Origin of the sequence: Propioniciclava soli (genome assembly GCF_014858005.1) — a bacterium.
In the GTDB taxonomy this organism is placed as follows: domain Bacteria; phylum Actinomycetota; class Actinomycetes; order Propionibacteriales; family Propionibacteriaceae; genus Propioniciclava; species Propioniciclava soli.
On sequence record NZ_JACYOT010000008.1, the window covers coordinates 139,483 to 159,286 of the forward strand.

Here is a 19,804-nt window from a genome sequence, read left to right on the forward strand (position 1 = left end):
GGGCGCAGCCTACTGCGCGGCCGTGGCTCCCCCACCCGGCGCACCCGAGGCCTGGGCGGCGAGCAGCTCCCGCCGGGCCTCGCGGCGCTGCTGCTGCCGGTCGGGGTCGGGTACGGGCGCTGCCATGAAGAGCCGCTGGGTGTAGGGGTGCTCCGGGTGCAGCGTCACCTGCGCACCCGGGCCCGACTCCACGATCTCGCCGCGGTACAACACGGCCACGCGGTGGCTGACGTGGCGCACGACCGCCAGGTCGTGGGTCACGAACAGGTAGGCGACGCCGGTGGCCTCCTGGATCTCGATGAAGAGGTCGAGCACCCGCGCCTGCGTGGAGAGGTCAAGCGCCGAGACGGCCTCGTCGCACACGATGAGCTTCGGGTCGAGCGCCAGCGCCCGCGCGATCGCGATCCGCTGCCGCTGGCCACCGGAGAATTCCTTCGGCAGGCGGTTCGCGGCGTCGGCCGGCAGGTGCACCCGGTCCAGCAACCCACGGACGCGGTCGCGTGCCGCCTTGCCCTCCACGCCGTTGGCGGTGAGCGGCTCGGCGAGGATCTGCTCGATGGTCATGGACGGGTTCAGCGAGCTGTACGGATCCTGGAACACCACCTGCAGGTCGCGCGCCAGCGGACGCCGCGCGCGCCGGCTCAGGTGCGAGATGTCTCGTCCGTCGAACGCGATGCTGCCCGCACTCACCGGGGCGAGGCCGAGCACGGCCCGTCCGAGGGTGGTCTTGCCGGAGCCCGACTCCCCCACCAGGCCCACCGTCTCACCGGGCAGGATGTCGAGCGACACCTTCTTGAGGGCGTGGAACGGCTTGGCGCCGCCCCGGGCCGGGTAGATGACGTCCAGGTCGCGGACGTCCAACAGCGGCGTGGTCACGAGCGCGCTCCTTGTGTCAGTGGCGGACGCGGGGCGGAGTCCTCGAGCATGGCGTCCAGCAGCGACTGGGTGTAGGCGTGCTGGGGGTCGGCGAAGATGCCGCGGACGGGGCCGGTCTCGATGATCTTGCCCTCGCGCATCACCGACACGCGGTCGCACAGGTCGGCGACGACGCCGAAGTTGTGCGTGACCAACAACACGGCCATGTCGTAGTCCTGCTGCAGGTCCCGGATCAGGTCGAGCACCTCGGCCTGGATCGTGACGTCGAGCGCGGTCGTCGGCTCGTCGGCGATGAGCAGGTCGGGGTCGGACGACACCGCCCCGGCGATCAGGACGCGCTGGGCCATGCCGCCGGAGATCTGGTGGGGATAGGCGTCGAACGTCCGCTGGGGGTCGGGGATGCCGACGCGTGCGAGCAACGCGAGCGCCTTCTTTGTCGCGGCCTTCTTGTCCATGCCCTGCGTCTTGCGCAACGGTTCGGTGAGCTGGCTGCCGATCGTGAACATCGGGTCGAGGTTCGACATCGGTTCCTGGGGGATGTAGGCCATCCGCGTGCCGCGCACCGTGGCGTAGGCGTCGGCGTCCGCGTTCGCCAGTTGCACCCCTTCGAAGACGACCGACCCGTCGACCACCCGGCCGCCGCTCGGCAACAGCCCGAGGATGGCGAACGACGTCTGCGACTTGCCCGAACCGGACTCACCGATCAGCCCGTGGACCTCGCCGCGCCGGATCGTGAGATCGACGCCGCGCACCACCTCGACGAGGCTGCCGTCGGGCTGGTCGTAGCCGACGTGGAGGTTGCTGACGTCCAGCAACACCTCACCGGTGCGCCGTGCCGAGTGGGCGTCCTCGCCGTGCACGAGCACCGGATCGCCCTGGCGCGACCGCTTCTCGGCCGCCTGCGCGCCCTTCTTGCGGCGGCGCAGGATCCCGCCGCTGCGCTCCAGCTCGTCGCGGAGCACGTTGGCGAACAGCGTGAGCGCGATGGAGGTGAGACCGATCGCCAGCGACGGCCAGAGCATCAGGATCGGCGCGCGGTACATCGCGGCGAAGCCGTCGGAGAGCATGCCGCCCCACGTGGGGACGCGGGTGTCGCCCAGGCCGAGGAACTCCAGCCCCGACTGGATGGCCACCGCGATGCCGAGGATCATGGCGGACTGGATGATGATGGGCGCCCGGACGACACCGAGGATGTGGCGGCTGATGATGCGCCCGTCGGAGAGCCCGGAGACGCGCGCGGCGTCCACGTAGAGCTCCTCGCGCACCGCGCTGACCGACGCGTAGACGAGTCGGTAGAACGACGGCGACATCAGGACGCCGAACACCAGCATGGCCAGCCACACCGACGGGCCGATGATGGTACGTGCGGCCAGCAGGATGATGATGCCCGGCATGGAGATGGTGAGCGCGGTGATCCAACCGAAGACCCCGTCGATCCAGCCCTTGTAGTAACCGGCCACCAGGCCGGCCAGGACGCCGATGACGAGCGCGACGACCAGGGCCAGCGTCGCGGCGAACAGCGAGATCTGCGTCGCCACCAGCAGGCGGCTGAGGACGTCGCGTCCCGACGGGTCGGTGCCCAGCGGGTGGTCCGCGGACGCGGGTGCGAGGATCAGCCGCGCGTCGGAGAGGTTCGGATCGTGCGGGGCGAGCAGCCCGCCGAAGAGCGCGAGGCCGAAGATCAGCAGGATGAACCCCAGGGACACGAGGCCGACGGGATTCTTCATCACGCGCCGCAACAGTCCCTGCGAACGCTTGGTCACCGGGATCGGCATCGTGGGTTTGGTGTCGCTCATGCCAGCCTCACCTTCGGGTTGAGGAACGCCTGCGCCAGGTCGATCGCGAGGTTGACGACCACCACGATGGCGGCCGTGGCGAGCACGAGGCCCATGACGATCGGGATGTCACCCTGGAGGGTGGCCGCGACCGACAACTGCCCCAGGCCCGGGAGCGCGAAGACCTGCTCGACGATCACGGCGCCGCCGAGCATGCCGACGAACTGCACGTTGAGGATCGCCAGGGCGGGGCCGATCGAGTTGCGCAGCACGTGCTTGAACACGACGCTGCGCGTGTCGAGACCGCGGCTGCGCAGGGTGCGGACGTAGTCGCGCTGGAGGGCGTCGATCACCGAGCCGCGGATCTGCTGCGTCGCGGCGGAGACCCCGCCGACGGCCAGCGCGGCGATCGGCAGCGTGACCGAACGCACCCATCCGCCGGGATCCTGGGCGAACGGCGTGAACCCCGTGGCCCGGAACCAGCCGAGTTGGAGGGCGAACACCAACACGAGCCCGACGGCGACGAGGAAGCCCGGAACCGCCATGCCCAGCACGGTGAGGAACTGGATCACCCGGTCGACCACCCCGCGCGCCAGCGCAGCCCACACACCGAGCGCCACCGCCAGGAGCGCCGAGATGATCGTCGCGCCGATCACGAGCGACAGCGTGACGGCCATGCGGCTCGCCACCCCGTCCAGCACGAGCTGCCCGGAGAACCAGGAGCGCCCGAGATTGCCGGTGACCGCGTTGCCGAGCCAGCTGACGTACTGCTCCAGAACCGGGCGGTCCAGCCCGAGCTCGGCGGCGCGCGCCGCCACCTGCTCGGCGGTCGCCGTCTGCCCGACGATGCGCCGGGCGATGTCGCCGCTGCCGGCGTACAACAGGATGAACGCCAACGTGGTGATCGCGAACAGCAACACCACCCGGGAGAGCACCCGTCTCACGATGAAACGCGCCATGGTGACCGCTCTCCCCCGGTCAGGCCGGGCGGATGTCGTACATGTTGGGCAAGGTGTTCGTCGGCAGCATCGTGACCTGCGTGTTGGGGTCGGACGCCACCACCCCGGGGATCCGGAAGAACGGCGCGAACCAGGCCTGGTCGACCAGGTAGGCGTTCAGCTCGCCCATGATCGCGTCGCGGCGAGCCTCGTCGGCCTGCAGGTACTCCTCCAGCCAGGCGTTGACCTGGTCGTCGGCGTAGTGGAACGGGTTGAACACCGCGTCCTCGCTCACCATGAACTGCGTGAGCTGCCAGTCGGGGTTCTGTTCCAGCGACATGTACGATGCCGCGAAGCGCGGTGCGAGCAGGTCGGCGATGAAGTTCTGGCCCGGGTCGACATAGGTGACCGTGATCCCGATGTCGCCGAGCGCTTGCTGGAGCAGGTTGAACGTCGTGGTGCCCAGCAGGGCCGAGCTCGGCATCTCGAGGCTGAAGCCGTTGGGGTAGCCGGCCTCGGCGAGCAGCGCACGGGCACCCTCCGGGTCGTACCCGTAGGTGGAGTCCAGCGCCTCGTCGTAGGCCGCGGAGGTGGGCGGGAAGACCTGCTCGGTGAGCGTGCCGTACCCCAACACGACCGCCTGGAGGAAGGCCTCGCGATCGACGGCCATGTTGATGGCCTTGCGCACCCGGACGTCACCCAGCGGCGGCGCCATGGTGCCGGCTCGGTCGAGCAGCAGCAGGCCGGAGAAGTCGAGTTCGTTCTCGTTCAGCGTCCACCCCGCCTGCTGGGCCTGGCCGAACATCTCCGCGGTCTGCAGCTTGGCGGCGTTGAGTTCGCCGGCCCGCAGGGCGTTCAGGGTGGCCGTCGGGTCGTTGAAGACGCGCAGGGTGATGGTGTCGTAGTGCTGCGCGTCGGGGTTCCAGTACCCCTCGCGCCGGTTGAAGACGTACGACGTGCCCGAGACCGAGGCGCCGGCGTCGAGGGTGTAGGGGCCCGAGCCGACGGGGTTGGTGTCAAGGTCCGCGTTCTCTGCCGCGTTGGGGCTCAGCACCAGACCCGCCGTGCGGGTCAGGTAGTTGAGGAAGGCGGGGTCGGGCTGGGTCAGGTGCACGACCACCGTCGTCGCGTCCGGCGCCTCGACGGAGTCGACGTAGCGCATGTAGCCCTGGTCGGGGCCTCCACCGGTGCGGAACCGCTCCATGCTGGCCTGGACGGCCGCGGCGTCCAGCGTGGCGCCGTCGGAGAAGGTGACATCGTCGCGCAACGTGAGCGTGAGCGCGGTCTCGGTGTCGTCGTAGCTCCACTCGGTGGCCAGCCAGGGGTCGATCCCTCCCTCGGGCGTCGCGCACAGCAGGGTGTCGTAGGGCAACTGGTAGTACGGCAGCCGGTTGCCCCACTCGCCACTGGAGGGGTCGAACGTCATCGGGGCGCTCATGAGGCCGTAGGTCAGGGACGGCGCCGTCCCCTCACCCCCACTGCCCGTCGCGCCGCCGTTGCTGGTCTGGCCGCCGCCACAGCCGGCGACGCTGGCGCCGACGGCACCCACGGCGGCCGAACCCGCCACTAGCTTCAGGAAATCCCTGCGGATCATCTTCGGTCCCTTCCTCGCCCGCGCCCCCTCGGTGGGGCCTCCCGGTCGCTGACAATCTGGACCACTTCGCTCACGATGGCGGCCATTTCGAGTGACAAGTCAGTAACGAATATTTATCTGTTGGAGTGCGGGGACCTCCCCGAGCCGCCTGCGGCGTCCAGATCACCGGGTGTCCTCGTGGTCACACTCCACTTCAGGCATCGAACTCCGCCACCGGTACCGGAGTTCGAGACGCAAGCGAGCATGTCGCGCCCCCTCGGCGGGGCCGAAACGCAGACACGGCGGGCATCCGGAGTGGATGCCCGCCGTGTGCGGTGTCGTTGCGACCCTGGGATCAGACCTCGGTGGCGGTGCCGCCGGCGGCCTCGATCTTGGACTTGGCCGAACCCGTGAAGGCGTGGGCCTGGACCTGCACGGCGACCTTGAGGTCGCCGGAGCCCAGCACCTTGACCAGGTGGCCCTTGCGCACCGCGCCGATCTCGACGAGATCAGCCACGGTCACGGAGCCGCCGTCGGGGAACAGCTCGCCGAGCTTGCCCACGTTGACGACCTGGTACTCGACCCGGAACGGGTTCTGGAAGCCGCGGAGCTTCGGCAACCGCATGTGCAGCGGCATCTGCCCGCCCTCGAACGCCGGGGAGACGTTCTTGCGCGCGCCGGTGCCCTTGGTGCCACGGCCGGCGGTCTTGCCCTTGGACGCCTCGCCACGACCCACGCGGGTCTTGGCGGTCTTGGCCCCGGGGGCCGGACGCAGGTGGTGAACCTTCAGCGCCATGTCACTCAACCTCCTCGACGGAGACGAGGTGGATGACAGTGTTGACCATGCCGCGGTACTGCGGAAGGTCCTCCTTCTCCACGACGTCGCCGATCTTCTTCAGCCCGAGCGTGCGCAACGTCTCGGCCTGGTTCTTCTTCGCGCTGTTGGCGCTCTTGATCTGGGTCACCTTGAGCGTGGCCATCAGGCAGCACCCTCCTTGCGAGCCTTGAGCAGAGCGGCCGGGGCCACGTCCTCGACCGGGAGGCCACGACGACGCGCGACCTGCTCCGGCTCCTCGAGCTGCTGGAGCGCGCTCACCGTGGCGTGCACCACGTTGATCGCGTTCGCGCTGCCCAGGGACTTCGCGAGCACGTCGTGGATGCCGGCGCACTCGAGCACCGCGCGGGCCGAGCCGCCGGCGATCACGCCGGTACCCGGGGACGCCGGACGCAGCAGCACCACGCCGGCCGCCTTCTCCCCCTGGACGGGGTGTGGGATCGTGCCCAGGATGCGGGGGACGCGGAAGAAGTTCTTCTTCGCCTCCTCGACGCCCTTGGCGATCGCCGCGGGCACCTCCTTGGCCTTGCCGTAGCCGACGCCCACGGTGCCCTCACCGTCACCCACCACGACGAGCGCGGTGAAGCTGAAGCGACGGCCACCCTGCACGACCTTGGCCACGCGGTTGATCGCAACCACGCGCTCCAGGTACTGGCTCTTCTCCTCGCGGGCTGCGTTGTCGCGCCCACCCCGGCGATCGTCGCGGCCGCGACGCTCGCCACCGCCAGCGCGGCCACCGCGCTGGTTCGAGGCGTTCTCGTTCGCCATTTTGTTCCTTTCCGCTTCGATCAGAATCCGAGGCCGGCTTCGCGTGCGCCGTCAGCCAGCGCCGCAATCCGCCCGTGGTACTGGTTGCCGGCGCGGTCGAACACCACGTTCGCCACGCCCGCCTGCTTCGCCCGCTCGGCCACGAGCGCGCCGACCTGCTTGGCCTTGTCGCTCTTGTCGCCGGTGCTGGAACGAAGGTCGGCCTCCATCGTGGACGCCGACGCCAGGGTGACGCCCTGGGTGTCGTCGATCACCTGCGCCACGATGTGGCGCGCGCTGCGCGTCACCACGAGGCGCGGACGGTCGCCGCTGCCGAAGATCTTCTTCCGACCGCGGGCCTGACGGCGCAGCCGCGCCTTGGTCCGGGCGGCCATGCCCTTGTTCTGGGACAGGGAGATGCCCATGGTCACTTACCAGCCTTTCCGACCTTGCGACGGACGCGTTCGCCCGCGTACCGCACACCCTTGCCCTTGTACGGCTCGGGCTTGCGGATCTTGCGGATGTTGGCCGCGACCTCGCCGACGACCTGCTTGTCGATGCCCTGCACCGAGAACGCCGTCGGGCGCTCCACGGTGAAGGTGACACCCTCCGGCGCGTCAATGACGACCGGGTGGCTGAACCCCAGGTTGAACTCGAGTTGCTTGGGGCCCTTGGAGATCACGCGGTAACCGACGCCGACGATCTCGAGCTTCTTCTCATAGCCCTCGGTCACGCCGATGACCATGTTGTTGACCAGCGTGCGGGTCAGGCCGTGCAGGGCACGGTTCTCGCGCTCGTCGTTCGGGCGGGTCACCTCGATCTCACCGGCGTCGTTCTTGCCGACGCTGATGGGCTCGGCCACCGTCAGGCTCAGGGAGCCCTTGGGGCCCTTCACCGCGACGTCCTGGCCCTGGAGGGTCACCTCGACACCGCTGGGGATGGCGATGGGGAGCTTGCCGATTCGGGACATGTTCTCAGCTCCTCTCGCTCACCAGACGTAGGCGAGGACTTCCCCGCCCACGCTCTTGGAGTTGGCTTCCTTGTCGGTCAGCAGGCCCTGGCTCGTCGAGATGATCGCGATGCCGAGGCCACCGAGGACCTTGGGCAGCGCGTTGCTCTTGGCGTACACCCGGAGGCCGGGCTTGCTGATGCGGCGCAGGCCCGCGATGGAACGCTCGCGGTTCTGGCCGTACTTGAGGGTGACGCGAAGGGTCTTCGCGACCTCACCCTCGGCCGGCTCGAGCACCTCGAAGCCGGTGATGTAGCCCTGCTGCTGCAGGATCTCGGCGATACCCACCTTGATCTTGCTGTGCGGCATGGACGTGGAGTCGTGGTACGCCTGATTGGCGTTCCGCAGACGCGTCAGCATGTCTGCGATCGGATCGGTCATGGTCATGGGCGGTTGCCCTTTCTCGAGCGGTTTCCCGCCGGGTACACCCGGCCGGGACCTTCCCGTTGGTTGTGAGTGCGCCGCGAGCGGCGCACCCCGGGCCGCCAGGCCCGGGGTCCGGCGCGTCAGCGCCGGGGCTTTCAGTTGAGTCGCACGAGCGGAGCGAGTTCCTCCCCGCGGTAACGAGCGGAGCGAGTCGCGGTGATTACCAGGACGACTTCACGATGCCCGGCAGTTCGCCGCGGTGGGCGAGTTCGCGCAGGCAGATGCGGCACAGCCCGAACTTGCGGTAGACCGACTTCGGACGCCCGCAGCGGTTGCACCGGGTGTACGCGCGGACCGCGAACTTGGGCTTGCGGCTCTGCTTGACCTTGAGTCCAGTTTTCGCCATGGGTCAGTTCACCTCCTGTTGAGCTGCTTCTTGATCTGGCTCTTCGAGCCCGTGTAGGCGCGCCGGCGGGCGACGTTCCTGCGCGGGTCGTTCTCGGCAGCCTTGAACGGGAATCCGAGGGCGCGCAGCAGGGCCAGGCCCTCAGCGTCCGTCTCGGCCGACGTCACGAACGTGATGTCCATGCCGCGCACGCGATCGATCCGGTCCTGGTCGATCTCGTGGAACATGACCTGCTCGGTGAGGCCGAAGGTGTAGTTGCCCTTGCCGTCGAACTGGTGCGTCGACAGGCCGCGGAAGTCGCGGATGCGCGGCAGCGCCAGGCTGAGCAGACGGTCGGTGAACTCCCACATGCGGTCACCGCGCAGGGTGACGTGGCAGCCGATCGGCATGCCCTCGCGCAGCTTGAACTGCGCGATGGACTTGCGGGCCTTGGTGACCTGCGGCTTCTGGCCGGTGATGGCCGTGAGGTCGCGGATCGCGCCGTCGATGACCTTGGAGTCACGCGCGGCCTCGCCGACGCCCATGTTCACCACGACCTTGACCAGGCCGGGGATCTGCATGACGTTGGCGTAGTCGAACTCGGAGTTCAGGGCCTCGCGGATCTCCTCGCGGTACTTCTTCTTGAGGCGCGGGAGCTCCTTGACCGGGGCCTGGGTGGCGGTGTCGGTCATCTCAGATCTCCTTCCCGGTCTTGCGGGCGACGCGAACGCTCCGCTGGGTGGTGTACTCGGTGCCGTCGGGCCGGCGCTTCGTCACCTCGACGCGGTCGTAACCGACGCGCGTCGTCTTGGCGTTGCGGCCAGTGCCCTCGTACACGAGCTGGACGTTGCTGGCGTGGATGGGCGCCTCGGTCTCGACGATGCCCCCGCCCTGACGGGTGTTGGGGTTCGCCGCGGTGTGGCGCTTGATGATGTTCACGCCCTCGACGATGACCTTGTTCTCCTGCGGGAAGACCTTGATGATCTCCCCCACGGCGCCCTTCTGGTCACCGGCGATCACCTTGACGGTGTCACCCTTCTTCACGTGCAGCGAGTTCGTCATGTCAGATCACCTCCGGGGCGAGCGAGATGATGCGCATGAAGCGCTTGTCACGCAGCTCACGGCCGACCGGGCCGAAGATGCGCGTGCCGCGGGGCTCGCCGTCGTTCCGCAGAATGACCGCGGCGTTCTCGTCGAACTTGATGTAGGAGCCATCGGGACGACGGGTCTCCTTGGTGGTGCGGACGATGACGGCCTTGACGACCTCGCCCTTCTTCACGTTGCCGCCGGGGATGGCGTCCTTCACCGTGGCGACGATGCGGTCGCCCAGGCCGGCGTAGCGGCGCTTGGAGCCACCGAGCACGCGGATGCAGAGCAGTTCCTTCGCACCCGTGTTGTCGGCGACCCTCAGTCGCGATTCCTGCTGGATCATTTCACACCTCGCCGATGGGGCTGGTACGAGCTTCGCTCGTGCTGAACCATTTCTTCTTCTCCTCTGTTTCGCCGGTTCCCTCGCGGGCCTGGCGGAACGGGGCACCTGCCGCCCGTGGGCGGCGTGTTCCTGGTCGTTGCTGGTCGGGTTTCCAAGCCGGGGTCAGCTCGTCAGGAACGGTGCCGGTGCGAGACGCCGGGGGCCAGTGCCCCCGGGCGTCACTTGGCCTTCTCGACGATCTCGATCAGGCGCCACCGCTTGGTGGCCGACAGCGGCCGGGTCTCCATGATGCGCACGCGGTCGCCCGTCCCCGCCGAGTTCTCCTCGTCGTGGGCCTTCAGCTTCAGGGTGCGCGTCATGACCTTGCCGTACAGCGCGTGCTTGACGCGCTGCTCGATGGCCACCGTGATGGTCTTGTCCATCTTGTCGCTCACGACGAGGCCCTCACGGACCTTCCGCCGCGTGCTCCGCTCGACAGTTTCACTCATGTCTGTTCAGTTCCTCAGTTCGCGTCGGGATCGGGGACGATGCCGAGGTTGCGCTCCTGGATCACCGTGTAGACACGGGCGATGTCCTTGCGGACCTCGCGGAGGCGACCGTGGGACTCGAGCTGCCCGGTGGCGGACTGGAAGCGGAGCGTGAACAGCTCCTCCTTCAGCTCGCGCACCTTGGCGTCGAGGTCGGCGCGGCTCAGGCCACGCAGATCGGCGGCAGTGACAGCCTCGGCCATCAGATTTCACCTGCTTCCCGCTTGATGAAGCGCGCCTTGAACGGCAGCTTGTGGATGGCCAGACGCATGGCCTCGCGGGCCACGTCCTCCGAGACGCCGGAGAGCTCGAAGAGCACGCGGCCCGGCTTGATGTTGGCGACCCACCACTCGGGCGAGCCCTTGCCGGAGCCCATGCGGGACTCGGCGGGGTGCTTCGTCATGGGGCGGTCGGGGTAGACGTTGATCCACACCTTGCCGCCACGCTTGATGTGACGGGTCATGGCGATACGGGCGCTCTCGATCTGGCGGTTGGTGAGGTAGGACCCCTCCAGCGCCTGGATCCCGAACTCGCCGAAGGCCAGCTTGGTGCCGCCCTTCGCCATCCCGTCACGCTTCGGGTGGTGCTGCTTGCGGTGCTTGACGCGACGCGGAATCAGCATGGTCACGCTCCTTCGGTCTGCGCCGCCTCGGCCACGGGGGCCTCGGCAGCGGCTTCGGCGCGGCGGCGTCCGCCACGCTCGGGACGATCGCCGCGGGGGCCACGGTCGTCACGACGCGGGCCACCACGGCCCGGACGACGCTGGCCACCGCCGGCGTTGGCACGGGCGGCCTTCTGGGCGGCGCGCTCGGCGCGCGACCCGGAGACGTCGCCCTTGTAGATCCACACCTTGACGCCGATGCGACCGAACGTCGTGCGGGCCTCGAAGAAGCCGTAGTCGATGTCGGCGCGCAGCGTGTGCAGCGGCACGCGGCCCTCGCGGTAGAACTCCGAGCGGCTCATCTCGGCGCCGCCGAGACGACCGGAGCACTGGATCTTGATGCCCAGCGCGCCCGACCGCATCGCCGTCTGCTGCGCCTTGCGCATCGCACGGCGGAACGCCACACGGGCACCCAGCTGCTCGGCAATGCCCTGGGCGACGAGCTGCGCGTCGATCTCCGGGTTCTTGACCTCGAGGATGTTGAGCTGCACCTGCTTGTTGGTCAGCTTCTCCAGCGAGCCACGGATGCGCTCCGCCTCGGCGCCGTTGCGGCCGATGACGATGCCCGGACGCGCGGCGTGCAGGAAGATCGTGACGCGCTCGGAGCGACGCTCGATCTCGATGGAGCTGATACCGGCGCGCTCGAGGTTCTTGGTGAGGAAGTCACGGATCTTGACGTCCTCGTTCACGAGCTCGGCGTAGTTCTTGTCCGCGTACCAACGGGTGGTGTGATCGGTGGTGACGCCCAGGCGGAAGCCATGGGGGTTGATCTTCTGACCCATGCTCAGGCTCCCTTCTGGCCCTTGGGCTCGACAACGACAGTGATGTGGGACCCACGCTTCAGGATCCGGCTCGCGGAGCCCTTGGCCCGCGGGCGGATGCGGCGCAGCGTGACGCCCTCGTCCACGAACGCCGTGGAGATGAACAGGTCATCGACCCGCAGCCCCTCGGTGTTCTCGGCGTTGGCGGCCGCGGACGCGACCACCTTGGCGACCGGCTCGGCGGCGGCCTGCGGCTGGAACTGCAGGACGGCGAGAGCGTCGGTGACGCCCATGCCGCGGACGACGTCCACGACACGGCGCACCTTCGTCGGGGACATCCGCACGTGACGCGCGATGGCGTACGAGCCGGCACGGTCCCCGAGCAGCGCAGCGCGGCGGCTCGGCCGCGTGGTGTTGTTGCTCATTGAATCCATTCCTTCTCTACGGCGCTCAGCGGCGTCGCGACTTCTTGTCGTCCTTGACGTGACCGCGGTAGGTGCGCGTCGGGGCGAACTCGCCCAGCTTGTGCCCCACCATGGCCTCGGAGACGAACACCGGCACGTGCTTGCGACCGTCGTGCACCGCGATGGTGTGACCGATCATGTCGGGGCTGATCATCGAACGGCGCGACCAGGTCTTGATGACGTTCTTCTTGCCCGCATCGTTTTGCACATCGACCTTCTTGGCCAGGTGCTCGTCGATGAAGGGGCCCTTCTTCAGGCTGCGTGGCATCTCTTCCTACTCCCCGGTCAGCGCTTCTTGCCGGTCTTGCGACGGCGGACGATGAGCTTGTTGCTCGCCTTGTTCTTGTTGCGGGTGCGCCCCTCGGGCTTGCCCCACGGGCTCACCGGGTGACGGCCACCGGACGTGCGACCCTCGCCACCACCGTGCGGGTGGTCGATCGGGTTCATGACCACACCACGGACGGTCGGGCGGACGCCCTTCCAGCGGTTGCGGCCGGCCTTGCCCCAGTTGATGTTGCTCTGCTCGGCGTTGCCGACCTCGCCGACGGTCGCGCGGCAGCGAACGTCCACCATGCGCATCTCACCCGAGGGCAGCCGCAGCGTGGCGAAGCGGCCCTCGCGGGCCACCAGCTGGATGCCCGCACCCGCGGAGCGACCCATCTTGGCGCCGCCGCCGGGGCGGAGCTCGACGGCGTGCACCGTGGTGCCCACCGGGATGTTGCGCAGCGGCAGGTTGTTGCCCGGCTTGATGTCGGCACCCTCACCGGCCTCCACCGACGCACCCTGGCCGAGGCCGTGGGGGGCGATGATGTAGCGCTTCTCGCCGTCGGCGTAGTGCAGCAGGGCGATGCGCGCCGTGCGGTTCGGGTCGTACTCGATGTGAGCGACCTTGGCCGGGACGCCGTCCTTGTCGTAGCGCTTGAAGTCGATGATGCGGTAGGCCTGCTTGTGGCCGCCGCCGATGTGGCGGGTGGTGATACGACCCTGGTTGTTGCGACCGCCGGTCTTCTTGACCGGGACGGTCAGCGACTTCTCGGGGGTCGACCGCGTGATCTCTGCGAAATCCGACACCGACGAGCCACGACGGCCCGGGGTGGTCGGCTTGTACTTGCGGATAGCCATGCTCAATCGTCCTTGTCGTCGGGCCGGCTCACGCCTGGCCGAAGATGTCGATGCGGTCGCCCTCGGCCACCGTCACGATGGCGCGCTTGGTGTCGGGACGCCGCCCCGTGCCGTAGCGCGTCCGGCGGGTCTTGCCCTTCCGGTTGATCGTGTTGACGTTCGTGACCTTGACCCCGAACACCTTCTCGACGGCGATCTTGATCTCGGTCTTGTTGGCTCCGGGGTCGACGAGGAACGTGTACTTGTTCTCGTCGAGAAGCCCGTAGCTCTTCTCGCTCACGACCGGCGCGAGCAGGACGTCGCGGTGGTCCTTGATCTTCAGCGGGGTGCTCACTTCTCGGCCTCCTCGGCGTCCGTCTCGGTGGCAGCGGCCTCGGTGAGGCCGGCGCCGCGGGCCGCCACAAGGGCGTCCAGCGCCTGCACGCTGAAGACCACGTCGTCGGCCACTACCACGTCGTAGGCGTTCAGCTGGTCCCAGGTGAGCAGGTGGATGGTTGCCACGTTGCGCAGGCTGAGCCACGCCACGTCCTCGTCCCGGTGCAGCACGACCAGCAGGCGGCGGCCGGTCACGGCCTGAAGTGCCTGGAGCGCGGTGCGGGTCGAGGGCGTCTGCGTGCCGAAGCTGTCGACGACGTGGACGTGACCCTCACGGGCGCGGTCGGACAGGGCGCCACGCAGTGCGGCGGCCACCATCTTCTTGGGGGTGCGCTGCGCGTAGGAGCGCGGCTGCGGCCCGTGGACGATGCCGCCACCGGTCCACTGCGGGGCGCGGCGCGAACCCTGACGGGCGCGGCCGGTGCCCTTCTGGCGCCACGGCTTGGCGCCACCACCGCGGACGTCGCCGCGGGTCTTGGTGGCGTGCGTGCCCTGACGGGCGGCGGCCTGCTGGGCCACCACGACCTGGTGGATCAGCGGCACGTTGGTCTGCACGTCGAAGATCTCGGCGGGCAGGTCGGCACTCTTGCTGGTGCCGAGGACCTTCACGGTCTGGGCGCTCATGCTCATGCTCCCTTCTTGGACGCGGTGCGGACGACCACGAGGGCGCCCTTGGGTCCGGGGATCGAGCCCTTGACCAGCAGGAGGCCGCGCTCGGCGTCCACCGCGTGGATGGTGAGGTTCTGGACGGTCACCTTGTCGACGCCCATGCGGCCGGCCATGCGCATGCCCGGGAAGACGCGGGACGGCGTGGAGGACTGGCCGATGGAGCCCGGCGAACGGTGCTTGCGGTGCACACCGTGGCTGGCGCGCAGGCCGTGGAAGCCGTGACGCTTCATGACACCCGCGGTGCCCTTGCCCTTGCTGACGCCGGTGACGTCGACGACCTCGCCGGCGGCGAAGGCGTCCGCCCCGACCTCCTGGCCGAGGGTGTACTCGGACGCGTCGGCGGTGCGGAGCTCGACGAGGTGGCGGCGCGGGGTGACCCCGGCGGCCTCGAAGTGGCCGGTCTGCGGCCGATTCACGTTCTTCGGCTTGACGGCCCCGAAAGCGAGCTGGACGGCGTTGTAGCCGTCGGCCTCCGGCGTGCGGACCTGCGTGACCACGCAGGGGCCCGCCTGGATGACGGTGACGGGGACGAGCTTGTTGTCGGCGTCCCAGAGCTGGGTCATGCCGAGCTTGGAGCCCAGGATGCCCTTGACGGTGCGTTCGTTGTTCATGGCAGCGGACCTCACGGAAGCTTGATCTCGATGTCCACACCGGCCGGAAGGTCGAGTCGCATGAGCGAGTCGACCGTCTTCGGCGTGGGGTCGAGGATGTCGATGAGCCGCTTGTGGGTGCGCATCTCGAAATGCTCGCGGCTGTCCTTGTACTTGTGCGGCGACCGGATCACGCAGTACACGTTCTTCTCGGTCGGCAGGGGCACCGGGCCGGCGACCTGGGCGCCGGTACGGGTGACCGTGTCGACGATCTTCCTCGCCGACGTGTCGATGACCTCGTGGTCATAGGCCCGGAGTCGAATCCGGATCTTCTGTCCCGCCATGGAAATCCTTCGTGTTGTCGTGGCCGGGGTGCATCCGCCCCGCCCTCGGTGGGCCTCTCGGTTGAGAAACCCCTTGTCACTGCGACCCCCGCGGTCGGGCGTGTCGCGCCTCTTGGGCCGCGCAAACCTCACGTTCGATCGGTTTGGTAGGGCCCGGCGACAACCGCCCGGCTTGCTCGGGGTGGCTTCTTCTGCGGGTCCCGCCGCGGGCGCACCCACGACGGCCTTGCCGCAACCTGCGTCAAAGCAACCCGAACAGTTTGTCACGGACGCCCGGACCGGGCAAATCCGGCCGGTCCGGGTTGCACGCCCCCGGCGACGTGCGCCGGGGGCGTCCAGAGCGCTCAACAGGAACGCTGGAACGAGACCGGTTCGGACTGCTGCCCCTGGGCGTCGGTGACCGTGACGCGCACCGAACCCAAGTCGGGCTTCGAGCCGGACCACCAGGTGCGCCCTCCCCCGATGCGCGTCCAGTTCGAACCCCAGGCGATCGTGACCCGGGCGTCCGTGGCGAGCGCGGAGGCGTCCACCAGCACCGCGTCGCACGCGGTCCATCGCACCCCGACGGCGCCCGCGAACGGCGTGGGAGTCGGCGTCGGGGTCGGCGTGGGGGTCGGGGTCGGCGTGGGCGTCGGCGTGGGGGTCGGGGTCGGCGTGGGCGTCGGCGTGGGAGTCGGCGTCGGGGTCGGCGTGGGCGTGGGCGTGGGAACCGGCACGGGGGCCACGGCCTGGGGCGCCGGCGTCGTCTTGCCGTGGTCCTTCGCGATGACCTGCGTGCGCTCCCAGGGGAAGTTCCGCATGACGAAGTACGTGGGCGTCGTTCCGAGCTGCTTCGACCAGGGGTCCGACCCCGTCCAGGGCCCGGCGTACTCCGCGTAGACCGACACGGCACCGGACTGGTCGGCCACCACGAACCCGTAGGTCTGGGCCGCCTCCGCGATCATGCGCCCGATGGGCGTGAGGTCGAGGGAGTCGAGGTCGACGCTCGGGTCGAGGCGGATGCGCTGCCCTTCACGGATGATGCCCCAGCCGCTGCCGTCGCTGCGATTCGCGGGCCAGGACACATCGGTCCAGTGCGCGACCTCCGGCAGGCCGATCGTCATGACGTGGTTGATGTGTCCGCGTCGCAGGTCGTCGAAGGTGATGACGCCGGACATCAGCGGCAGCCCGGTGGCCGAGGCCCCGAAACCGGCGGGGAAGACGCCGTCGTCGGACGAGGCGTCGTCGATGCGCCCGCCCCAACAGGCGGAGAAGCCCGTGGCCGTCCGCTCGAACACCCAGAACTCCCAGACCTTGTCGGCCTCGGGGTCGTAGATCGTCACGTGCTTGTCGGTGCCCGCGGAGGCGACGGCGTCCGCAGGCACGGGCACGTCGGCGAAATGGGCGGGGCCCTCGTAGAGCTCCCGGGGTGTCCAGCCCTTGCGCTGGCAGTCGTCGAAGGCGATGTCGTAGCGGGGCGTGTTCGCGTCCGCGAGGGACAGCGACGTGGAGTACTGGTGGGCGTTGAACGCCGCCACGCCGTCGTAGCGGCTGGTCACCTGGTGCGCCAGGTTCTGGGCCATCTCGGCCGAGCGGGGGTCCAGCGGCGCATCGGCCACGCTGGACGTCCAGAAGGACGTCGGCGACCAACGGATCGCCGTGTCCGCCGGGGCGGCCGCGGCCGGGGTGGGCACGACCAGGGCGAAGGAGGCGACCAGGCCGAGCAGCGCCGCGCAGGCGGGCAGGGGGGAACGTGTCGTCATGGGGGATCTTTCGGTGCGGTCCGAAGCTGAGAGAGCTCTCAGCGTGCTCTCAGCGTACGGGCCCTCCCATCGCAGGGCCAAGTAATTCCCCGTGACGTCCGGCAACGGGTGGGGGCGACGACGCGCCCCCGCCGCCCCACCACCGGACATCGCTGCGCCCGGTCTCGCCCGATGCCATCAGTCGGCGGGAAATGACGGGTGCGCCAGTGCTGCACGGCGGTCGACCGCGGCAACCGCGAGTGCGCGGTGGCCGCCCTCGGTCGCCCTTGTGGGGGACACTTTTCAGGCCGAATCCGCACCTGGCCTGTGGCAGACTCGAAAGGCAACACTTTCACCGTCCTGGGGATATTTATGAGCATGATCGAGCATGAAGAAGAGCGGTGGACGAACCGCACCGGTGCGTCTTTCGGATCCACCTCCAAAGCATCCGGGCCATCCGCTGCGCTGCGCCGCCACTGGCTGCCGGCGCTCGCCGCGACCGTTGCAGGCGCCCTCGTGGGCGCGCTGGTCGGGTGGGCGCTGCCCGTCACGTACACGGCCGAGTCCCGCGTCGGCGTGGGCATGGGTGACCTCAGCTCCGGTGCGATCGCGGGGTTCCCGCTGGCCGCCGAGGAGCTGGCGTCCAACTACGCCCGCTACGTCAACGACACGGGGGTGACCACCGGTTCCGTGCCCGAGGGGGTGGAGCTGGCGGCGTCCAACATTCCCGAGTCGAACGTGCTGCGGATCGAGGCCGAGTCGACCGACGAGCAGCTGGCCCTCAGCGTGGCCCGCGACACCGCCGACACCCTCATCACCACGGTGAACGACAGCGACGGGCAGCGCTCCGCCGAGGCCACCTACGAGCAGTACCGGCAGGCGCAGGACGACCTGCGGACCACGACGGCCGTCTTCAACACCTATGACGCCGAGGTGGCACGCCTGGAGGCCCTCGCCACACCCCGCGAACAACTCGAGGGTGTGCGCGCCGAGCTCAACTCGGCGATCACCAACCGCGAGATGGCCCAGGTGCGCGTCGATGGGCTGCGGGCGCTCTACGTGCGCCAGGTCTCGGAGGACTCCGAGGCGGCCGATCTCGTGCTGGTGCGCGCGGCCTCGGTCGTCAACTCCAGCCGAGCGGGCTCCGTCCAGCGGGGCGCCCTGGTGGGCCTCGTCCTGGGCGCTCTCGTCGGGCTCGGGCTGGCCACCGCTGCGGCCCGCCGCCGGTCCGCAGCGCCTGCGGTGACGTCCGACCCGATCGCCACCACCACGGACGACCCCGTGACACTTGAGAAGGACCGTGGCTGAGGCGGCGGTGGGCCGCGCACACTCCCCGGAACGCATCCCGCTGCACGTCTGGGTGATCCTGGCCGGACTCATCGCGTCGGTCTTCTCCGGCTACGGGAGCGAGATGGGGCTCCCCGTCAGCCCCGACCGGCCGCTGCTCCTGGTGGGTCTGCTGCTGCTCGCCCTCCATCGCGGGCGCGACCGGTTGCGTTGGAGTCCGGTCTATGCGGCGATGGCGTTCGTCGTCGTGGCGACGCTGTTCTCGTGGCTGGGCACCGGGTCGCTGGGCGACGACTACCAGTTGTTCGGCTTCATCGACCGCATCGTCATGCCGTTCGCGATGTTCGTGGCGGGCTGCCTCACGTTCACCACGCCTCTGCGCCGGCTCTTGGTGAGCCGGGTGGGGAGCGTCCTCGGGGTCTACCTCGTGGTGATGGGCCTGCAACAGTTGGTGGGGACGACCGCGTTGCTGTTCCCGCGCTACCTCGCCCGGTATGCGGACGCCGGCGAGCGCGTCGTCGGCCCGTTCGGCAACTCCGAGGCCTTCGGCATGGCGTGCGCCCTGACCCTCGCCCTGGGAATCCTCGGAGCGTTGCGCGACCGGGGCTGGTGGCGCGCGATGGCCTGGCTGGGCATCGTCGCCTCCAGCGTGGGCGTGGTCGTCTCCATGACCCGCTCGGTCTGGCTGGCCGCCCTGTTGGGACTCATCGTGTGGGCCGTGGTGGAGCCGCGCGTCCGCCGGCTCGCCCCGTGGGCGGTCGCCCTGGGGGTCGGCGCCCTGGCCCTGGTCACCTCCGTGCTCCCGGATTTGTTGGCGGCGTTGGTCGACCGGCTCACCACCACCCGGTCGCTCTACGACCGCGACTACGTCAACGAGGCGGCGCTGCGCGTCATCGCGGAGCACCCCTGGGGTGGCATCGGCTGGCTGCGGTTCGTCGAGGAGAACGTCCTGTGGGTCCGCCAGGCCGACGACTACCCCATCACCACGGTGACGATCGAGGTTCACAACGTCTTCTTGTCCCGCGCCGCCGAGACCGGCATTCCTGCGGCGATCGCGTGGGGGCTTGCGATGCTGCTGGGTCCGATGCGCTCCGCCCTCGCGATCCCCGCCACCGCGGAGTCGCGCGCCTGGAAGGCCGTCGCTTGGTCGGCCCTGCTCGTGTGGATCTTCCCCACGATGCTCAGCCCCAATCCGTATGTATTCCCCAATTTGTTGATCTGGATGATCGGCGGTATCGCCGGACGCGGCATCCTGCTGGCGCGCGAGGTGCCCCGTGCACGCGAGATCGCCTCCGCGGGGTCCACCGAACGGGTGACAGGTTTGTCCCCAGCACGCTGTTAATCTTT

Annotated in this window: 27 protein-coding genes and 1 pseudogene; 2 read left to right on the forward strand and 26 right to left on the reverse strand. The window is 69.3% G+C overall.

The features are described from left to right. Nucleotides 1-9 precede the first annotated feature (9 nt). From IFY26_RS10595 to IFY26_RS10720, 26 genes and pseudogenes are all read right to left on the reverse strand, one after another. Nucleotides 10-876: an ATP-binding cassette domain-containing protein gene (locus IFY26_RS10595; RefSeq protein ID WP_232548974.1), complete on the reverse strand. Its 867-nt coding sequence runs from the start codon at nt 874-876 to the stop codon at nt 10-12. Then, complete coding sequence (locus IFY26_RS10600; protein ID WP_232548975.1) at nt 873-2,672, reverse strand: dipeptide/oligopeptide/nickel ABC transporter permease/ATP-binding protein; 1,800 nt, start codon at nt 2,670-2,672, stop codon at nt 873-875. Before IFY26_RS10600 ends, IFY26_RS10595 begins: the two co-directional genes overlap by 4 nt. Next, the gene (locus tag IFY26_RS10605) at nt 2,669-3,610 is read right to left on the reverse strand and encodes an ABC transporter permease (protein ID WP_232548976.1); all 942 of its coding nucleotides are present in this window, start codon (nt 3,608-3,610) and stop codon (nt 2,669-2,671) included. Before IFY26_RS10605 ends, IFY26_RS10600 begins: the two co-directional genes overlap by 4 nt. A gap of 19 nt (nt 3,611-3,629) precedes the next feature. Beyond that, a complete protein-coding gene (locus tag IFY26_RS10610) occupies nt 3,630-5,183 on the reverse strand; it encodes an ABC transporter substrate-binding protein (RefSeq protein WP_232548977.1) in 1,554 nt (517 codons plus the stop codon). Nucleotides 5,184-5,517: 334 nt separating this feature from the next. Beyond that, nucleotides 5,518-5,958, reverse strand: a complete 441-nt coding sequence (rplO, locus tag IFY26_RS10615; protein WP_232548978.1) for a 50S ribosomal protein L15 — start codon at nt 5,956-5,958, stop codon at nt 5,518-5,520. A 1-nt stretch (nt 5,959) separates the two neighbouring features. Beyond that, nucleotides 5,960-6,142, reverse strand: a complete 183-nt coding sequence (gene rpmD, locus IFY26_RS10620; RefSeq protein WP_232548979.1) for a 50S ribosomal protein L30 — start codon at nt 6,140-6,142, stop codon at nt 5,960-5,962. Next, entirely contained in the window at nt 6,142-6,765 is a 624-nt protein-coding gene (gene rpsE, locus IFY26_RS10625) for a 30S ribosomal protein S5 (RefSeq protein ID WP_232548980.1), read from the reverse strand. Before rpsE ends, rpmD begins: the two co-directional genes overlap by 1 nt. Nucleotides 6,766-6,785: 20 nt before the next feature. Beyond that, complete coding sequence (rplR, locus tag IFY26_RS10630) at nt 6,786-7,169, reverse strand: 50S ribosomal protein L18 (RefSeq protein WP_232548981.1); 384 nt, start codon at nt 7,167-7,169, stop codon at nt 6,786-6,788. A gap of 2 nt (nt 7,170-7,171) precedes the next feature. Continuing rightward, nucleotides 7,172-7,714, reverse strand: a complete 543-nt coding sequence (gene rplF, locus IFY26_RS10635) for a 50S ribosomal protein L6 (RefSeq protein ID WP_232548982.1) — start codon at nt 7,712-7,714, stop codon at nt 7,172-7,174. Nucleotides 7,715-7,732: 18 nt separating this feature from the next. Continuing rightward, nucleotides 7,733-8,140, reverse strand: a complete 408-nt coding sequence (gene rpsH, locus IFY26_RS10640; protein ID WP_232548983.1) for a 30S ribosomal protein S8 — start codon at nt 8,138-8,140, stop codon at nt 7,733-7,735. 199 nt (nt 8,141-8,339) lie between these two features. Continuing rightward, the gene (locus IFY26_RS10645) at nt 8,340-8,525 is read right to left on the reverse strand and encodes a type Z 30S ribosomal protein S14 (RefSeq protein WP_232548984.1); all 186 of its coding nucleotides are present in this window, start codon (nt 8,523-8,525) and stop codon (nt 8,340-8,342) included. 8 nt (nt 8,526-8,533) lie between these two features. Then, nucleotides 8,534-9,196: a 50S ribosomal protein L5 gene (rplE, locus tag IFY26_RS10650; protein WP_232548985.1), complete on the reverse strand. Its 663-nt coding sequence runs from the start codon at nt 9,194-9,196 to the stop codon at nt 8,534-8,536. 1 nt (nt 9,197) lies between these two features. Then, nucleotides 9,198-9,566: a 50S ribosomal protein L24 gene (gene rplX, locus IFY26_RS10655; protein WP_232548986.1), complete on the reverse strand. Its 369-nt coding sequence runs from the start codon at nt 9,564-9,566 to the stop codon at nt 9,198-9,200. A gap of 1 nt (nt 9,567) precedes the next feature. Beyond that, nucleotides 9,568-9,936, reverse strand: coding sequence for a 50S ribosomal protein L14 (gene rplN / locus IFY26_RS10660; RefSeq protein WP_232548987.1), 369 nt, complete (start codon nt 9,934-9,936; stop codon nt 9,568-9,570). Between the two features lie 218 nt (nt 9,937-10,154). Continuing rightward, the gene (rpsQ, locus tag IFY26_RS10665; protein WP_232548988.1) at nt 10,155-10,424 is read right to left on the reverse strand and encodes a 30S ribosomal protein S17; all 270 of its coding nucleotides are present in this window, start codon (nt 10,422-10,424) and stop codon (nt 10,155-10,157) included. A 14-nt stretch (nt 10,425-10,438) separates the two neighbouring features. Next, complete coding sequence (rpmC, locus tag IFY26_RS10670; protein WP_232548989.1) at nt 10,439-10,666, reverse strand: 50S ribosomal protein L29; 228 nt, start codon at nt 10,664-10,666, stop codon at nt 10,439-10,441. After that, entirely contained in the window at nt 10,666-11,085 is a 420-nt protein-coding gene (gene rplP, locus IFY26_RS10675) for a 50S ribosomal protein L16 (RefSeq protein ID WP_232548990.1), read from the reverse strand. The genes rpmC and rplP overlap by 1 nt, the downstream gene beginning before the upstream one ends. Nucleotides 11,086-11,087: 2 nt before the next feature. Then, nucleotides 11,088-11,906, reverse strand: a complete 819-nt coding sequence (gene rpsC, locus IFY26_RS10680) for a 30S ribosomal protein S3 (protein ID WP_232548991.1) — start codon at nt 11,904-11,906, stop codon at nt 11,088-11,090. 2 nt (nt 11,907-11,908) lie between these two features. After that, the gene (rplV, locus tag IFY26_RS10685; RefSeq protein ID WP_232548992.1) at nt 11,909-12,310 is read right to left on the reverse strand and encodes a 50S ribosomal protein L22; all 402 of its coding nucleotides are present in this window, start codon (nt 12,308-12,310) and stop codon (nt 11,909-11,911) included. A 25-nt stretch (nt 12,311-12,335) separates the two neighbouring features. Beyond that, the gene (gene rpsS, locus IFY26_RS10690; RefSeq protein WP_232548993.1) at nt 12,336-12,617 is read right to left on the reverse strand and encodes a 30S ribosomal protein S19; all 282 of its coding nucleotides are present in this window, start codon (nt 12,615-12,617) and stop codon (nt 12,336-12,338) included. A 17-nt stretch (nt 12,618-12,634) separates the two neighbouring features. After that, nucleotides 12,635-13,471: a 50S ribosomal protein L2 gene (gene rplB, locus IFY26_RS10695; protein ID WP_232548994.1), complete on the reverse strand. Its 837-nt coding sequence runs from the start codon at nt 13,469-13,471 to the stop codon at nt 12,635-12,637. A gap of 28 nt (nt 13,472-13,499) precedes the next feature. Continuing rightward, entirely contained in the window at nt 13,500-13,805 is a 306-nt protein-coding gene (rplW, locus tag IFY26_RS10700) for a 50S ribosomal protein L23 (RefSeq protein WP_232548995.1), read from the reverse strand. Between the two features lie 8 nt (nt 13,806-13,813). Continuing rightward, nucleotides 13,814-14,476: pseudogene (rplD, locus tag IFY26_RS10705) on the reverse strand (50S ribosomal protein L4); the annotation flags it as partial. After that, on the reverse strand, nt 14,473-15,126 hold the full coding sequence (rplC, locus tag IFY26_RS10710) for a 50S ribosomal protein L3 (RefSeq protein ID WP_232548997.1): 654 nt from the start codon (nt 15,124-15,126) through the stop codon (nt 14,473-14,475). The gene rplC and the pseudogene rplD, both read right to left, overlap by 4 nt. An 11-nt stretch (nt 15,127-15,137) precedes the next feature. Then, nucleotides 15,138-15,449, reverse strand: a complete 312-nt coding sequence (rpsJ, locus tag IFY26_RS10715) for a 30S ribosomal protein S10 (protein WP_232548998.1) — start codon at nt 15,447-15,449, stop codon at nt 15,138-15,140. A 344-nt stretch (nt 15,450-15,793) separates the two neighbouring features. After that, complete coding sequence (locus tag IFY26_RS10720) at nt 15,794-17,191, reverse strand: hypothetical protein (RefSeq protein ID WP_232548999.1); 1,398 nt, start codon at nt 17,189-17,191, stop codon at nt 15,794-15,796. Between the two features lie 357 nt (nt 17,192-17,548). Between IFY26_RS10720 and IFY26_RS10725 the strand changes: the two genes are divergently transcribed. Next, entirely contained in the window at nt 17,549-18,478 is a 930-nt protein-coding gene (locus IFY26_RS10725; RefSeq protein ID WP_232549000.1) for a GumC domain-containing protein, read from the forward strand. After that, a complete protein-coding gene (locus IFY26_RS18230; protein ID WP_232549001.1) occupies nt 18,471-19,799 on the forward strand; it encodes an O-antigen ligase family protein in 1,329 nt (442 codons plus the stop codon). Before IFY26_RS10725 ends, IFY26_RS18230 begins: the two co-directional genes overlap by 8 nt. Nucleotides 19,800-19,804: the final 5 nt, after the last annotated feature.

Excerpts from the sequence above, each read along its gene's own strand:
- IFY26_RS10610 (WP_232548977.1), bottom strand. The coding sequence starts at position 5,183 with ATGATCCGCAGGGATTTCCTGAAGCTAGTGGCGGGTTCGGCCGCCGTG.
- IFY26_RS10720 (WP_232548999.1), bottom strand. The coding sequence starts at position 17,191 with ATGACGACACGTTCCCCCCTGCCCGCCTGCGCGGCGCTGCTCGGCCTG.
- IFY26_RS10600 (WP_232548975.1), bottom strand. The coding sequence starts at position 2,672 with ATGAGCGACACCAAACCCACGATGCCGATCCCGGTGACCAAGCGTTCG.
- IFY26_RS10725 (WP_232549000.1), top strand. The coding sequence starts at position 17,549 with ATGATCGAGCATGAAGAAGAGCGGTGGACGAACCGCACCGGTGCGTCT.
- rplV (WP_232548992.1), bottom strand. The coding sequence starts at position 12,310 with ATGAGCAACAACACCACGCGGCCGAGCCGCCGCGCTGCGCTGCTCGGG.
- rpsQ (WP_232548988.1), bottom strand. The coding sequence starts at position 10,424 with ATGAGTGAAACTGTCGAGCGGAGCACGCGGCGGAAGGTCCGTGAGGGC.
- IFY26_RS10645 (WP_232548984.1), bottom strand. The coding sequence starts at position 8,525 with ATGGCGAAAACTGGACTCAAGGTCAAGCAGAGCCGCAAGCCCAAGTTC.
- rplP (WP_232548990.1), bottom strand. The coding sequence starts at position 11,085 with ATGCTGATTCCGCGTCGCGTCAAGCACCGCAAGCAGCACCACCCGAAG.
- rplO (WP_232548978.1), bottom strand. The coding sequence starts at position 5,958 with ATGGCGCTGAAGGTTCACCACCTGCGTCCGGCCCCCGGGGCCAAGACC.
- rpsS (WP_232548993.1), bottom strand. The coding sequence starts at position 12,617 with ATGCCACGCAGCCTGAAGAAGGGCCCCTTCATCGACGAGCACCTGGCC.
- rplC (WP_232548997.1), bottom strand. The coding sequence starts at position 15,126 with ATGAACAACGAACGCACCGTCAAGGGCATCCTGGGCTCCAAGCTCGGC.
- rpsC (WP_232548991.1), bottom strand. The coding sequence starts at position 11,906 with ATGGGTCAGAAGATCAACCCCCATGGCTTCCGCCTGGGCGTCACCACC.
- rpsE (WP_232548980.1), bottom strand. The coding sequence starts at position 6,765 with ATGGCGAACGAGAACGCCTCGAACCAGCGCGGTGGCCGCGCTGGCGGT.
- rplX (WP_232548986.1), bottom strand. The coding sequence starts at position 9,566 with ATGACGAACTCGCTGCACGTGAAGAAGGGTGACACCGTCAAGGTGATC.
- rplF (WP_232548982.1), bottom strand. The coding sequence starts at position 7,714 with ATGTCCCGAATCGGCAAGCTCCCCATCGCCATCCCCAGCGGTGTCGAG.
- rpmC (WP_232548989.1), bottom strand. The coding sequence starts at position 10,666 with ATGGCCGAGGCTGTCACTGCCGCCGATCTGCGTGGCCTGAGCCGCGCC.
- rplE (WP_232548985.1), bottom strand. The coding sequence starts at position 9,196 with ATGACCGACACCGCCACCCAGGCCCCGGTCAAGGAGCTCCCGCGCCTC.
- rplN (WP_232548987.1), bottom strand. The coding sequence starts at position 9,936 with ATGATCCAGCAGGAATCGCGACTGAGGGTCGCCGACAACACGGGTGCG.
- IFY26_RS10605 (WP_232548976.1), bottom strand. The coding sequence starts at position 3,610 with ATGGCGCGTTTCATCGTGAGACGGGTGCTCTCCCGGGTGGTGTTGCTG.
- rpsJ (WP_232548998.1), bottom strand. The coding sequence starts at position 15,449 with ATGGCGGGACAGAAGATCCGGATTCGACTCCGGGCCTATGACCACGAG.
- rpmD (WP_232548979.1), bottom strand. The coding sequence starts at position 6,142 with ATGGCCACGCTCAAGGTGACCCAGATCAAGAGCGCCAACAGCGCGAAG.
- rpsH (WP_232548983.1), bottom strand. The coding sequence starts at position 8,140 with ATGACCATGACCGATCCGATCGCAGACATGCTGACGCGTCTGCGGAAC.
- rplR (WP_232548981.1), bottom strand. The coding sequence starts at position 7,169 with ATGGGCATCTCCCTGTCCCAGAACAAGGGCATGGCCGCCCGGACCAAG.
- rplB (WP_232548994.1), bottom strand. The coding sequence starts at position 13,471 with ATGGCTATCCGCAAGTACAAGCCGACCACCCCGGGCCGTCGTGGCTCG.